11 protein-coding genes are annotated in these 12,501 nt (G+C 67.7%); 7 read left to right on the forward strand and 4 right to left on the reverse strand.

What is annotated here, in order from left to right; genetic code table 11:
• Nucleotides 1–360: 360 nt before the first annotated feature.
• Entirely contained in the window at nucleotides 361–1,311 is a 951-nt protein-coding gene (locus BLA15945_RS00460; protein WP_174991191.1) for a LysR substrate-binding domain-containing protein, read from the reverse strand.
• Here BLA15945_RS00460 and BLA15945_RS00465 point away from each other — a divergent pair.
• The 3 genes from BLA15945_RS00465 to BLA15945_RS00475 all read left to right on the forward strand — a co-directional run bounded on the left by BLA15945_RS00465 (nucleotide 1,310) and on the right by BLA15945_RS00475 (nucleotide 3,646).
• Nucleotides 1,310–2,740 carry a D-serine ammonia-lyase gene (locus BLA15945_RS00465; RefSeq protein WP_174991192.1) on the forward strand — a complete coding sequence of 477 codons (1,431 nt, stop codon included), beginning with the start codon at nucleotides 1,310–1,312 and terminating at the stop codon, nucleotides 2,738–2,740. The two genes, BLA15945_RS00460 and BLA15945_RS00465, sit on opposite strands and share 2 nt — an antisense overlap.
• A 53-nt stretch (nucleotides 2,741–2,793) precedes the next feature.
• Nucleotides 2,794–3,051, forward strand: coding sequence for a hypothetical protein (locus BLA15945_RS00470; protein ID WP_174991193.1), 258 nt, complete (start codon nucleotides 2,794–2,796; stop codon nucleotides 3,049–3,051).
• Nucleotides 3,052–3,346: 295 nt separating this feature from the next.
• Nucleotides 3,347–3,646 (forward strand): DUF4148 domain-containing protein, encoded by a 300-nt coding sequence (locus BLA15945_RS00475; protein WP_059240977.1) that lies wholly within the window; start codon nucleotides 3,347–3,349, stop codon nucleotides 3,644–3,646.
• Between the two features lie 98 nt (nucleotides 3,647–3,744).
• Here BLA15945_RS00475 and BLA15945_RS00480 read toward each other — a convergent pair whose 3' ends face one another.
• The 3 genes from BLA15945_RS00480 to BLA15945_RS00490 form a co-directional block, all read right to left on the reverse strand.
• A complete protein-coding gene (locus BLA15945_RS00480) occupies nucleotides 3,745–5,520 on the reverse strand; it encodes a sensor domain-containing diguanylate cyclase (RefSeq protein ID WP_059240389.1) in 1,776 nt (591 codons plus the stop codon).
• On the reverse strand, nucleotides 5,517–6,647 hold the full coding sequence (locus tag BLA15945_RS00485) for an extracellular solute-binding protein (protein ID WP_059240388.1): 1,131 nt from the start codon (nucleotides 6,645–6,647) through the stop codon (nucleotides 5,517–5,519). The genes BLA15945_RS00480 and BLA15945_RS00485 overlap by 4 nt, the downstream gene beginning before the upstream one ends.
• Before the next feature lie 169 nt (nucleotides 6,648–6,816).
• Entirely contained in the window at nucleotides 6,817–7,539 is a 723-nt protein-coding gene (locus BLA15945_RS00490; RefSeq protein WP_059240976.1) for a FadR/GntR family transcriptional regulator, read from the reverse strand.
• Between the two features lie 268 nt (nucleotides 7,540–7,807).
• Here BLA15945_RS00490 and uxuA point away from each other — a divergent pair, with 268 nt between their 5' ends.
• The 4 genes from uxuA to BLA15945_RS00510 all read left to right on the forward strand — a co-directional run bounded on the left by uxuA (nucleotide 7,808) and on the right by BLA15945_RS00510 (nucleotide 12,312).
• A complete protein-coding gene (gene uxuA, locus BLA15945_RS00495; RefSeq protein ID WP_174991194.1) occupies nucleotides 7,808–8,869 on the forward strand; it encodes a mannonate dehydratase in 1,062 nt (353 codons plus the stop codon).
• Nucleotides 8,870–8,940: 71 nt separating this feature from the next.
• Nucleotides 8,941–10,251 carry an MFS transporter gene (locus BLA15945_RS00500; protein ID WP_174991195.1) on the forward strand — a complete coding sequence of 437 codons (1,311 nt, stop codon included), beginning with the start codon at nucleotides 8,941–8,943 and terminating at the stop codon, nucleotides 10,249–10,251.
• 130 nt (nucleotides 10,252–10,381) lie between these two features.
• A complete protein-coding gene (locus tag BLA15945_RS00505) occupies nucleotides 10,382–11,815 on the forward strand; it encodes an aminotransferase-like domain-containing protein (protein ID WP_174991196.1) in 1,434 nt (477 codons plus the stop codon).
• 101 nt (nucleotides 11,816–11,916) lie between these two features.
• Nucleotides 11,917–12,312 carry a hypothetical protein gene (locus BLA15945_RS00510; protein ID WP_174991197.1) on the forward strand — a complete coding sequence of 132 codons (396 nt, stop codon included), beginning with the start codon at nucleotides 11,917–11,919 and terminating at the stop codon, nucleotides 12,310–12,312.
• Nucleotides 12,313–12,501 lie beyond the last annotated feature (189 nt).

Consider the following 12,501-nt stretch of genomic DNA (forward strand, 5'->3'; position numbering starts at 1 on the left):
GCATGCGCGTCGATCGCGCATGCGTTCTGAAAGCTGCAACGCGTAGTATTCGCGGACCCGGCGTATCGCCCAGCCCCAAGGTGCGGACGATACGTGTCAGGCTTTACTACGCGCACGCTGATGCCGACATCGGCGCTGCCACGTTTTCAGAGGCAAGAAATGGAAACCTATGTGTTGCTGGGCTGTGGATTCGGCCTCGGCCTGTTGATCGCGATCTGGGGAATCTGGTCGCTCAGATAAGCCGCCAGGCCCCGTTCATGCGCAAGCCATCCGTAGGGCAACGGATGGGAAACTGTAGTTTGCAGCCGTGGCTTCAATCTTATTGCTTCGCACTCCGATCCAGTTGTCCCGCAGCGGCCGTTACACACGCCGCTCCGTGTTCGACAGCACGCGCGACCGGGTTTCGCCGAATCGCACGCATTCGGCCTTGAGCCAGTCCGAAAAGGCGGCGGTACGCGGATCGTCCGGGTTGCGCGACAGCAGCATGTAGCGTGCCGGCGCACGCACGTGCGCGCCGAACACATCGACCAGCCGTCCGCTCGCAATCTCGTCATGCACGAGCGCCGCGCGCCCCATCGCGACACCCTGATGGTTCAACGCGGCCGTGATCGCCAGGCTGGAAAAATTGAACTGCGGCCCGTCCAGATGCGCGATCCACGCCGGCCGGACGGCCTCCAGCCACGTGCGCCACTCGACGAACTCGGGCGCGCCGCCCCACGGAGCGGCATCGTGCAGCAACACGACGCCGTCCAGCGACGCCCCGCCGGCGAACGCCGGATGCTGCGCCAGATACGCCGGCGTGGCGACCGGAAACAGGATTTCGTCGAGCATCGCCTCCGCATGCAACCGGCCGTATTGCACCGGGTCGTAGCGCACGGCGACATCGATGTCGCCGGCCTCCATCGCCTGGCGGTCCAGCACCTGGAATTCGGCCTGTACGCGAACCGACACGTTCGGCTGCTGCCGGTGAAATCCGGTCAGGCGCGGCATCAGCCATTGCAACGCAAACGACGGCAGACAACTGACCTGCAGCGGTGCGTCCGACATGCCGAGCGCCTGCAGCGTGCGATGGATGTCGCCGAACGCGCCCGACATCGTCCCGAGCAGAATCGCGCCCTTCTCCGTCAGCCTCAACCCGCGCGCCTGGCGCACGAACAGCGGATAGCCCAGCCGGTCCTCCAGATTCCGGATCTGCTGGCTCACGGCGCTTTGCGTCAGGTTGAACGCGTGCGCCGTCTTCGTGAAGCTCAACAGCCGGCCTGCCGTTTCAAAGCAGAGCAGCGCACCGAGGATCGAACCGTCCAGTCGCATGAATATAAGTCAGGCTAATGTGTTGATTAGAAATCGGCGCTTTTGCGCCGTTGACCGGAATCGTAGCATTTCGGTCCTGTATCCCGATCAACGAACCCGAGGCCGATCCGTGACCGTTACGCTTCAACCTGCCGATCTATTAGCCAGACTGCAATCTCGCCACCCGCTGCTGTGGCTGAACCCCGTGACCGGCCGCCCGTTGCCGCCGGACGCGCCCTCGTTCGACGCCATCGCTGCGGCCGAAGCGAGGCTGGCGCGCTGCGAGCCACTGATGGCCGAGCTGTTTCCGGAGCTCGCGGCCACCGCGGGGAAAATCGAATCGCCGCTGATGCCGGCGGACGGCTTGCAGCGCGCGTTGTCGCACGCGGCCGACGCGCACGGCGCCTGGTTCATCAAGCGCGACGACGCGTTGCCGGTCGCCGGTTCGATCAAGGCGCGCGGGGGCTTTCATGAGGTGCTCGCGCTCGCGGAGTCGATCGCGATCGACCACGGGCTGCTCGCCCCCGCGGGCGACCGGCGGATCCTCGCATCGGCCGCTGCGCGCGCGTTGTTTGCCACGCATACCGTCATCGTGGGCAGCACCGGCAATCTCGGTCTGAGCATCGGCGTGATGGCCGCCGCGCTGGGGTTCGAGTCGGTCGTCCACATGTCGACCGATGCGAAGCCGTGGAAGAAGGCCCGCTTGCGAACACGCGGTGTCAGCGTGGTCGAGCACGACGGCGATTACGCGCAGGCCGTCGCAGCCGGCCGATCGCAGGCATGCCATCAACCGCGCAGCCATTTCGTCGACGACGAAGGCTCGCTGATGCTGTTCCTCGGTTACGCCGCGAGCGCCCGGCACCTTGCGGCACAGCTCGCCGAATCAGGCCGCCGCGTGGACGCCGCACATCCGCTCTTCGTCTATCTCCCGTGCGGTGTCGGCGGCGCGCCGGGCGGCATCACGTATGGCCTCAAGGCGCTGTTCGGCGAGCACGTGCATTGCTTTTTCGCCGAGCCCGTCGCGGCGCCATGCATGCTCGTCCAGCTGGCCGCGGACTCCGGCAAGCCCGTGTCCGTCTACGACGCGGGCCTCGACAACCGGACCGAGGCCGACGGGCTGGCGGTGGCGCAAGCGTCGCATCTGGTCAGCCCGCTGATGGCGTCGCAGTTGTCGGGCGTCTTCACGGTCAGTGACGACCAGCTCTACGCGCAATTGCTCGCGGTTCAACGCGCCACGGGGGTGGAGCTGGAGCCGTCGGCCGCTGCCGCCGTCGGCGGGCCAGGCTGGCTGGCACGCTCGCCGGCCGGCCGGGACTACCTGCGCCGTCACGCGATCGACCTGCACGCGTCGACGCACATCATCTGGGCGACCGGCGGCTCGCTCGTTCCGCCGGAAGAACACCGCCGCTTCCAGTCTCATGCGAAGGCGCTCGCCGTGCCCGGCGCCTGAGGCGTTCCGCCCCGCGCCCTGCCCCGTTCCCGAAGACCGGTTAGACTGTCCGGATGGAACAATGCCGTTATTGCCAGAGAATCCGCGATGAATGGGATTGCCATGGAGACGAATGTCGCCAGGCAATCGCCAAGGCGCTGCGCCGGCAGCGTGCGGGCCTGCCGGTGGTGCCCGACCGCATCCGCAACGAGCTGCCGTCCGGCGCCCCGACCCAGCAGGTGATCGCCGTCCTGTCGCGACAGCGCCTGCGCGCGCGTCGCGGCAACGAGGAACGCCGGGAACGCAAGGAAATCGACGACGACGGGGTCTGATCCGGCCGTCCCGCCGCCCGGCGCCCGCCGCGCCCTCTTCGCCGACCCTTCGCCGACCCTTCGCCGCCGGGCGCTCGCCCGCGCGCCCCATCTGCGTTTCCCTTCCGCGCCCGCCCTTGCAATCCCCGCAACACGGATTAGGGACAGAAGACGTTTATCTCGAAATTATTACCTCGAGCGCAACGATCTTTCACCAAAACTCACGTTTACCCTAGGTCGCCCGACGCCTACGATGTAATCAACCGCTTACGACATGGTGTCGAACGCGGAAAGCCAACAAACATCGGAGGTCATCATGAAATCGCTCGTTTCCGCAGTCGTTGCCGCCGTCGCCCTGTCCGCCTCGTTCGGCGCATTCGCACAAAGCACCGTGACCCGCGCCCAGGTGCGCAACGAACTCGTCCAGCTCGAGAATGCCGGCTACAAGCCGAGCCAGTCGAGCCCGTACTACCCGGCCGACATCCAGGCCGCGCAAGCCCGCGTGCACGGTGTCGACAGCACCGGCTTCGGTTCGCAGCCGGCCGCGGCGGTCGAGGGCGGCGCACCGGTCGTCAAGGCCCAGACCCCGCGCGACTCGGTCTACTTCGGCCACTAAGCCTGCCGCTGCGCGCCCCGCGCGCAGCCCGCCCTTGCAACGAGCCCGTCCCGTGACGGGCTCGTTGCGTTTGCACGGCTCGCGTGGCCGGCCCGCCGTCACCGGCTGCCGCCCGATGCCACGCGGCCGGTTTCGCTCATTGCGTGGCCGCCGCGGACCAGATCCTGATAGCGCACGCACGCGCATTGCGCGGACGCCTTCGCCGCGTACATCGCAGCATCGGCCTTGACGAGCAACTCCTCGGCCGACGCACCGTCAGCCGGAAACTCGCTGACACCGATGCTCGCGCCGACGGCCAAGCGCCGTTCGTCGAATTCCAGTTCCTCGGCCATCACGATCTGGATGCGCGACGCGACATCGCCGATGACCGCCGGTGAACGCACGTCCGCAATCAGCACGATGAACTCGTCGCCGCCGAGCCGCGCGACCATGTCGCCGCTGCGCAGCACGTGGCTCAGCCGCTTCGCGACTGCCACGAGCGTGCGGTCGCCGGCCGAGTGACCGTGCTGGTCGTTGATCTGCTTGAAGCCGTCGAGATCGACGAACATCACGGCCAAGCCCTCGCGCACCGCGGCCGCATGCCGGATCGCGGCGTCGAGACGCTCCATGAACAGCAGGCGGTTCGGCAGCGCGGTCAGCGGATCGTGACCGGCGAGGTGCGTGAGCTCCTGCTGCTTCGCGCGCAGCATCGCGACCTGCGTGCGGATCTCGACGCGCATGCTGTCGAAGCAGCGCGCGAGCACGCCGATCTCGTCCGCACGCGCGACCGGCAATTGTTCGGCGGCCGGATCGTCGAACACGTGCGTCGCGGCGCGCGCGAGCGTCTGCAGCGGCCGCGTGATCGCTCGCGCGAACAGGATCGCGAGGATCACCGCCAGCAGGCTCGACACGAGCACCATCCTGACGATCCGTTCGCCGAGCACGCCGGCCGGCGAGAGCACGTCCGCGAGCGGACGCGCCATCCCGAGCACGACGAAGCGGTTGCCCTCGTCGTGCCCGAACGACGTGCGCGCGAACGCAAACATCTGGCCCGGCGCCTCGTCCGGCTGCGCAAGGCCGTTGAGCGTCACGTTCGCTCGCGCGTCGTCGAACAACGCGCGCGTGGCGGCGAAGCGATCCTGCATCAGCACGCGCCGGCCGCGATCGAAACCGAACGTCTGCGCCGGATCGGGATGCACGAGGAAGTCGCCCCACTCGTTCGCGAGATAGACCGCATAGTCTTCCGGCAGGTCGCGTTCGAGCCGGTCGAACACGCGCGACAGCTCGACGTCGACGACGAGCGCGCCGACCGTCCGGCCCGACGTGTCGACGACCGGCGTGCCCACACGCAGGATCGGCAGCCCTTCGGCCGCGTGCGACCCCGTCTCGTGGTTGATCACGATCGGTGACAGGTAGATATGGCCGGGCGCCGTCGCAAGCGTGTCAAATACGTAGGAGAACTGGCCTTTCTCCTGGAACACGCTTTCGGGCAGCACGACGATGCCGCTCGCATCGCGATCGACACGGATGCGCTCGATCCCGAAATGCCCGCTCGCGATCAGGCGGATCTGCAGGTATTCCGGGTGATTTCTCATGAAGCTGTAATACACCTGCTCGAGCCGCGTGCGGGGCGCACGGTCCGGGTTGTCGCTCCCCGCGACGAGCGCGGACGACGGCAACTGCGCAAGCACGAGCGCATCGTCGGCAACGTCCGACAGCGCGGTCGTGAAGCGTTGACCGAGCAACTGCGTCGACATCAGCAGACTGTGCTGCGCTTCCTGCACGAGCATCGCACGGTTGGCGCGATACGCGTAGTAGCCGGTCGTGCCGGACGCGATCACGCCGATGCAGGCGAACAGCACCGACAGTTTCGACGTGAGCCCGAGCCGGATCATTTTCCGAACCGCTCCGGCCGGTCGCCCGACACGATGCGGCTCCACAACGATTCGCGGCGCGCGATGTTTTCGACCGGCTGGAGCCACACGAGGTGCTGGTGCCCGGTGTCGAGGCCAGGCGGCGGCTCGAGCGTATTCGCGAGCCCCTGGCGCTCGGTCAGCAACGCGCCGATCGCGGGTTCGAGCATGTAGTTGATCCACGCGAATGCAAGCTCGGGCCGTTGCGCGCCGCGCGTGACGGCCCAGCAGTCGAGCCACGCGAGCGCGCCTTCCTCGGGGATCACGTAACCGACGTCCGCGCCCGCGCGCCGCAGCAGCTCGACCTGCTGCGTGCCGTAGTTGCCGAACATCAGCGCCGCGCGATGCTGGACGAACAGCGCGGTCGCCTCTTCGGGAAGCGTGTAATACGTCAGCAGGTTGCGGCGCAGGTCGATCAGCTTGCGCGCGACCTCGAGCGTCTGCGCGGACGACAACCGAAACGGATCGGGATAGCCGAGCGCGAGCGCGGTGAACGAGAAATTGTGCTGTGCACTGTTGAAGTCGAGCACCTTGCCACGGTAGCGCGGATTCCACAGCTCGCGCATCGAGCGCGGCGCGGCCGGCACCTGCTTGCGGTCGTAGATCAGCCCCATCGACGAATATGTGAACGGGATCGCGTAGGTCGAGCCGTCCTGCACGAGCCCGCCGATCGTCGCGAGTTGCTGGAAGTTCGGCAATTGCCGTCGCCGGTTCGGGATGCGCGACAAGTCGATCGGCGCGAGCAGGTGTTCGTGTGCATAGCGCTGGATCTCGGCCGTATTGGCAGCCAGCACGTCGTACGGCGGAGGCGCGGCGCTGTGCATCCGTGTCCACAGCGCTTCGTCGGAATCGACGAACGTCACTTCGACACGCACGTGAAACTGCGCCTCGAATGCGCCGACGATGTCGCTGTCCGCATAACCGGGCCACGCGAGCACGCGCAGCACGGTGTCGTTGACGGTTTCGGGAGAGGCCGCGAAGGCCGGGAGAACGGGCGTCAGTAAGCCCAGCGTCAATATGATGAGCAGCCTGCGCACGGCGCCGCGTGCCTGCGCGCGCGCACCGATTCCCCTGATCAATCGGACCCCGTGTGAATCGCCCGGCTGCATTCGACTGTCCCTTTTCGAGTCGATGCGATATCCCGCAACAAGACCATAAAACATACGGTCGCGCAATCGGAACAAGCCGCACACGGTGCATGCGTTCACCTGCGCCGGCGGCTGAATGCGACGCAGTTACACGCGCCCGTTTCTCCGTCTCCGGCCGCGCAAACGAACGTCAGCGCCAGGCCTGCGTGAACTCCGCGATCACGCGCGACAGGTGCGCGCGCATCGCTTCGCGCGCACCGCCTGCGTCGCGCGCCATGATCGCCGCGAAGATCCGCTGGTGATCTTCCTGCGATGCCTCGCGCAGCGCAGTCGAGTGAAAATGCTCCTCGATCTTGTCCCACAGCGGGTCGCTGCGCGCGCAGTCCCACATCGCCGTGACCATGTGCAGCAGCACCGTGTTGCCGGTCGATTCCGCGATCCGCAGGTGAAACTGGCGATCGGCCGCGTCGTACGCGGCCTTGTCGTCCATCCGCTCGCGCATCGTCGTCAGCGAGAAAAACAGCCGGTCGAGATCGGCGTCCTTGCGTTCGGTCGCCGCCAGCGCCGCGACTTCCGCCTCGATCAGCCCGCGCGCGCGCAGCGTCTCGATCGGCCCCGGGCCGCGCGGCACCTCGAACGTGACCGGTCGCGCGGCATCGGCCGCCGACACATAGATGCCGGAGCCGATCCGCACCTCGACGATTCCCTGCACCTCGAGCGCGATGATCGCCTCGCGCACCTGCGTGCGGCTCACGCCGAACTGGTCGGCCAGGCTGCGCTCCGACGGCAACCGCCCGCCGGCTTCGAACGCCCCGGCGGCCACCATCGCGTGAATCTGTCGCGCAAGACCGATGTAGGAGCGGTCCGCGGCATCGGTGTCGCGGCTGGCAGGCAGGCTGGAAAGATCGGTCATCGAAAGGCTCGCAACGGGCTGGCTGGCGCCGTCGCGGCGCCGGATCGACAAAATGGTACACCAATTCCGGCCCGCATCCGGATTGGCCCTTCGGCCGGTGTCGCAGGCTCGACCCGGAAGCGTCGCGCCGGTCCTTGCCGGTCCGGACAACTGGTAAACCACTATCCCGCATAACTGGCATACCAATCATAATCCACACACCGACGACGGGCCGGCACGCTGCCGCCCGGTCGTCCGTGCATGAACCGCCCAGCCAGGAGCCGCTCCAGTGAAGATGTCTTTCCGTTGGTACGGCGAGTCCGATCCGGTCTCGCTGCAATACATCCGCCAGATCCCGGGCGTCACGCATATCGTGTCCGCGATCTACGACGAACCGGTGGGCGAAGTCTGGCCCGCGCACAAGATCGATGCGCTGAAGGCGACGATCGAACGCGCCGGCCTGCAGTTCGAAGTCGTCGAATCGGTGCCCGTGCACGAGGACATCAAGCTCGGCAAACCGGGCCGCGACCGCCTGATCGACCACTACCGGCAGACGATCCGCCATCTCGGCGCGGCCGGCATCCGCGTCATCTGCTACAACTTCATGCCCGTGTTCGACTGGACGCGCACCGAGTTGTCGAAGACACTCGGCGACGGCTCGACCTGCCTCGCGTTCAGCACCGACGCCGTCGACCGGATCGACCCGAACGACGGCATCGCGCTGCCCGGCTGGGATTCGAGCTACCGGCCGGAACAGCTGCAGGCGCTGCTCGCCGACTATCGCGACGTCGACGAAGCCGCGCTGTGGGCCAACCTCGAATACTTCCTGAAGGCGATCATCCCCGTCGCCGAGGAAGCCGGCGTGAAGATGGCGATCCACCCCGACGATCCGCCGCGCCCGATCTTCGGGCTGCCGCGCATCGTGAAGAACCGCGACGATCTCGCGCGGATCGTGCGCATCGTCGATTCGCCCGCGAACGGGCTGACGCTGTGCTCAGGCTCGCTCGGCGCGGGCCCGCAGAACGACGTCGAAGCGCTGGTGCGCGAGTTCGGCGCGATGGGCCGCATTCATTTCGCACACATCCGCAACGTGAAGGTCGACGCGAACGGCGATTTCGAGGAAACCGCGCACCTGTCGAGTTGCGGCTCGCTCGACATCGCCGCGATCGTGAAGGCGTACCACGACACCGGCTTCACCGGCTACGTGCGCCCCGACCACGGCCGCATGATCTGGGGCGAAACCGGCAAGCCCGGCTATGGCCTCTACGATCGCGCGCTTGGCGCGGTCTACCTGAACGGCCTGTGGGAAGCGCTCGCGAAGTTCGACCGCACGCCGCAAGCAACGCCGTAATTCGCCCTTCGAGGCGGCCGGCGCTGCGGATCGCCGGTCGCCCGTCACGACATTCCGCGCGGAGACACCGCATGCCACGCATCCGATGGGCCATGATCCTGATGTGCTTCCTGGCCAACGTCATCAACTTCATCGACCGCGCGAACCTCGCGATCGCGGCGCCCAGCATCCGCGCCGACCTCGGCCTCGACGCGGTCGGCATGGGCCTCGTGCTAAGCGCGTTCTTCTGGACCTACGCGTTCCTGCAACTGCCGGCCGGCTGGTTCATCGACAAGGTCGGCGTGCGCGTGAGCCTCGCGCTGGCGGTCGGCTGGTGGTCGGTGTTCACCGTCGCGACAGGTGCCGCGCGCGGCCTCGCGCAACTGGTCGGCGTGCGGCTGATGCTCGGCGTCGGCGAAGCGGCCGCGATCCCGTCGTTCGCGAAAGTCGCGTTCAACTGGTTCCCGCGCAGCGAGCGCGGCCTGGCAAGCAGCATCTTCGACAGCGGCTCGCGCGTCGGCTCCGCACTGTCGCTGCCGCTCGTCGCGTGGCTGATCTCGATCGTCGGCTGGCGCGGGTCGTTCGTGATCACGGGCGGCATCGGCATCGTGTGGGCGCTGGCGTGGTGGTTCGTCTATCGCGACCCGGAACGCTACCGTGCGATCGCGCCGGATGCCGTCGATGCGCTGCTCGCGCAACGCAGCACACCGGTCGTTGCGGCCGCAACCGACGGCCCCAAGGTGTCGTGGCTCGACCTGTTCCGCTACCGCACGGTGTGGGGGATGATGATCGGCCTGTTCTGCCTGAACTTCGCGATCTACTTCTTCATCACGTGGTTCCCGAGCTACCTGCTGCAGTCGCGCGGCTTCTCGCTCGCGTCGCTCGGCACATGGGGCATGCTGCCCGCACTGCTCGCGATTCCCGGCGGCTGGCTCGGCGGCTACGTGTCGGACAGCCTGTTCCGGCGCGGCTGGAGCGCGACCGCCGCGCGCAAGACCTGCCTCGTGCTCGGGATGCTGATGTCGTCGTCGATCGCACTGTCGGCATTCGTCGAAAACGTGTGGGCGTGCCTCGGGCTGTTCGCGCTCGCGTATGCAAGCCTGTCGTTCGCGGGCGCCAACGTGTGGACGCTCGTCGGCGAAATCGCGCCGACGCCCGCGCACGTCGCGTCGATCGGCGGCATCCAGAACTTCGCGGGCAATCTCGCGGGGATCTTCATCACGACGTTCACCGGCGTGATGCTGTCGATCACGAAGGGTTCGTTCGTCGTGCCGCTCGCGGTGGCCGGCGTGCTGTGCGTGGTCGGCGCGCTGTCGTACCTGTTCATCGTCGGCAAGGTCGAGCCGCTGCCGCCGCTGCGCGGCCGCGAGAACGGGCGGAATGCGGAGCCGAACGCGGCGTGACGCAGCAGGACAGCGCGGCTGACGCGCGCCGCGCTTTCCTTTTCGAAGCGCGCATCGGACAATGACCCGCGCCCGCCGGCGCGGCGCCACTCCGGCCCGCGCGCGGCGGCGACGCCCTCCGTCCACGCCGATGAAACGCTACGAAACCCTCGCCCACACGATCGCCGACGAGATCCGCAACGGCAACCTTGCCGTCGGCACGCGCCTGCCGTCGCTGCGGCAGATCATCGCGCAGCACGGCGTGAGCCAGTCGACGGTGTTCCGCGCGTATTACCAGCTCGAACAGTGGGGATTGATCCGCGCACGCGAACGCTCGGGCTACTACGTCGCGCCGGGCGCAAAGCCGGCGGCGAGCCCGGCGACGAAACGACGCGCGAGCCGCGCCGGCGCCACGCGCAAGGTCGACATCAGCAACCTCGTGTTCTCGGTGCTCGACGCGGCCACACAACCCGGCATCGTGCCGCTCGGTTCCGCATTCCCGGCGCCGCAACTGTTTCCGCTGTCGCGCCTGGCGAAATCGCTCGCACAGGCCACGCGGCTCGTGAGCCCGTGGAGCACGGTCGTCGACCTGCCGCCCGGCAACGAGGCGCTGCGCCAGCAGATCGCCCGGCGCTATCTCGCCACCGGCATCTCGCAGCCGATCGACGAGATCGTCGTCACGAACGGCGCGCTCGAAGCGCTGAACCTGTGCCTGATGGCGGTCACGCGGCCCGGCGACGTCGTCGCGGTCGAAGCGCCCGGCTTCTATGCGGCGCTGCAGGCGATCGAACGGCTCGACCTGCGCGCGGTCGAGATTCCCGTCGATCCGCGCACCGGCCTCGATCTCGATGCGCTGGCGAACGCGCTCGACCGGCACGACATCCGCGCGTGCTGGTTCATGACCAATTTCCAGAATCCGACCGGCGTCACGCTGTCCGCCGACAAGAAACGCGCACTCGTCGACATGCTCGCGGCGCGCGAGGTGCCGTTGATCGAGGACGACGTATACGGCGAGCTGCATTTCGGCCCCGACTATCCGCTGCCCGCGCGCGCGTTCGACCGTCACGGCCTCGTGATGCACTGCAGTTCGTTCTCGAAGACGCTTGCGCCCGGCTACCGGATCGGCTGGGCCGCCGCCGGCCGCTTCGCCGAGCGGGTGCAGCGGCTCAAGCTGATGACGACGCTGTCGGCCAGCATTCCCGCGCAGGCCGGCATCGCGAACTATCTCGAACACGGCGGCTACGACCGGCACTTGCGCAAACTGCGCGGCGCGCTGCACGCACAGCTCGACCGGATGGACGACGCGCTGCGGCGCTGGCTGCCGCCCGGCGTCGAGTGGGTGCGGCCCGACGGCGGGTACTTCCTGTGGCTCGCGTTTCCCGATCCGATCGACGCGATGGAACTGCATCGCCAGGCGATCGCACGCGGCATCAGCTTCGCACCGGGGCCGCTGTTTTCGGCCGCGCATGGCTTCGAGCGCTGCGTGCGCGTGAACTTCGGCCACCCGTGGAGCCGCGACATCGAGCGCGCGATCCGCGTGCTCGGCGAACTGGTCGCGCAGCCGTCGGTCCGCAAGGCAGGCTGACCGCCCACGGTACGTGAGGTGCGCGCCGCCTGCGGCGCGGCCATGCAGGCAATCCGCGGGCGGGTTACATTGCTGATCCCGCCGCTCCTTCACGATTTTCCATGAGCCAACTGCCTTACCTCGATCACGATGCACTGTTGAAACTGACGGCCGACGCGGCACACGTCACGCAGTCGTGCACGTGCACGAAGACCTCGCTCGCCGGCTGGACGACCCTGCCGCTGTCGCTGCAGGATGCGCAACTGACCGAGGTCGCCACGCTCGTGCCGCCCGGCGATGCCGAACCGACCTATGCGGAATATCATCCGGCCGGCACGCGCTATGCGTCGGACGACGCGCCGATCGCGCTGCGCCATTTCCCGTACAACCGCTGCAGCGTCAGCCGCTGCCGCTCGTGCAGCCGTTTGTTCCTGCGTTACCAGGAGGGCGGCGGTTACTTCATCGACCAGCGCATTCGCGCGCTCGATCCGGCGCTCGTCGTCGACGCCAGCGTTTAACCGCGCCACGGGCAGGGTCGCATGCCCGCCCCTCCACGCCGGCGCCTGCGTGTCGCCGGCCATCTGCTGCGCCTTTTTCGTTCCGATCTGCTGCTTGTCCCGCCGCACCGCGTTCCCTACGCTGTCTTCCGTTGCCTGACACCCGTCGCAACGTCTCTTTGCGCCGCGCGCAATCCACGCCGCGGCGCC

The organism is Burkholderia arboris, assembly GCF_902499125.1.
In the GTDB taxonomy this organism is placed as follows: Bacteria; Pseudomonadota; Gammaproteobacteria; order Burkholderiales; family Burkholderiaceae; genus Burkholderia; species Burkholderia arboris.

What these genes read in the sequence shown, in the direction of transcription:
- BLA15945_RS00490 (WP_059240976.1), bottom strand. Translation starts at nt 7,539, where the DNA reads ATGACCGATCTTTCCAGCCTGCCTGCCAGCCGCGACACCGATGCCGCG.
- BLA15945_RS00470 (WP_174991193.1), top strand. Translation starts at nt 2,794, where the DNA reads ATGGAACAATGCCGTTATTGCCAGAGAATCCGCGATGAATGGGATTGC.
- BLA15945_RS00510 (WP_174991197.1), top strand. Translation starts at nt 11,917, where the DNA reads ATGAGCCAACTGCCTTACCTCGATCACGATGCACTGTTGAAACTGACG.
- BLA15945_RS00460 (WP_174991191.1), bottom strand. Translation starts at nt 1,311, where the DNA reads ATGCGACTGGACGGTTCGATCCTCGGTGCGCTGCTCTGCTTTGAAACG.
- BLA15945_RS00505 (WP_174991196.1), top strand. Translation starts at nt 10,382, where the DNA reads ATGAAACGCTACGAAACCCTCGCCCACACGATCGCCGACGAGATCCGC.
- BLA15945_RS00465 (WP_174991192.1), top strand. Translation starts at nt 1,310, where the DNA reads ATGAATATAAGTCAGGCTAATGTGTTGATTAGAAATCGGCGCTTTTGC.
- BLA15945_RS00500 (WP_174991195.1), top strand. Translation starts at nt 8,941, where the DNA reads ATGCCACGCATCCGATGGGCCATGATCCTGATGTGCTTCCTGGCCAAC.
- BLA15945_RS00485 (WP_059240388.1), bottom strand. Translation starts at nt 6,647, where the DNA reads ATGCAGCCGGGCGATTCACACGGGGTCCGATTGATCAGGGGAATCGGT.
- BLA15945_RS00480 (WP_059240389.1), bottom strand. Translation starts at nt 5,520, where the DNA reads ATGATCCGGCTCGGGCTCACGTCGAAACTGTCGGTGCTGTTCGCCTGC.
- BLA15945_RS00475 (WP_059240977.1), top strand. Translation starts at nt 3,347, where the DNA reads ATGAAATCGCTCGTTTCCGCAGTCGTTGCCGCCGTCGCCCTGTCCGCC.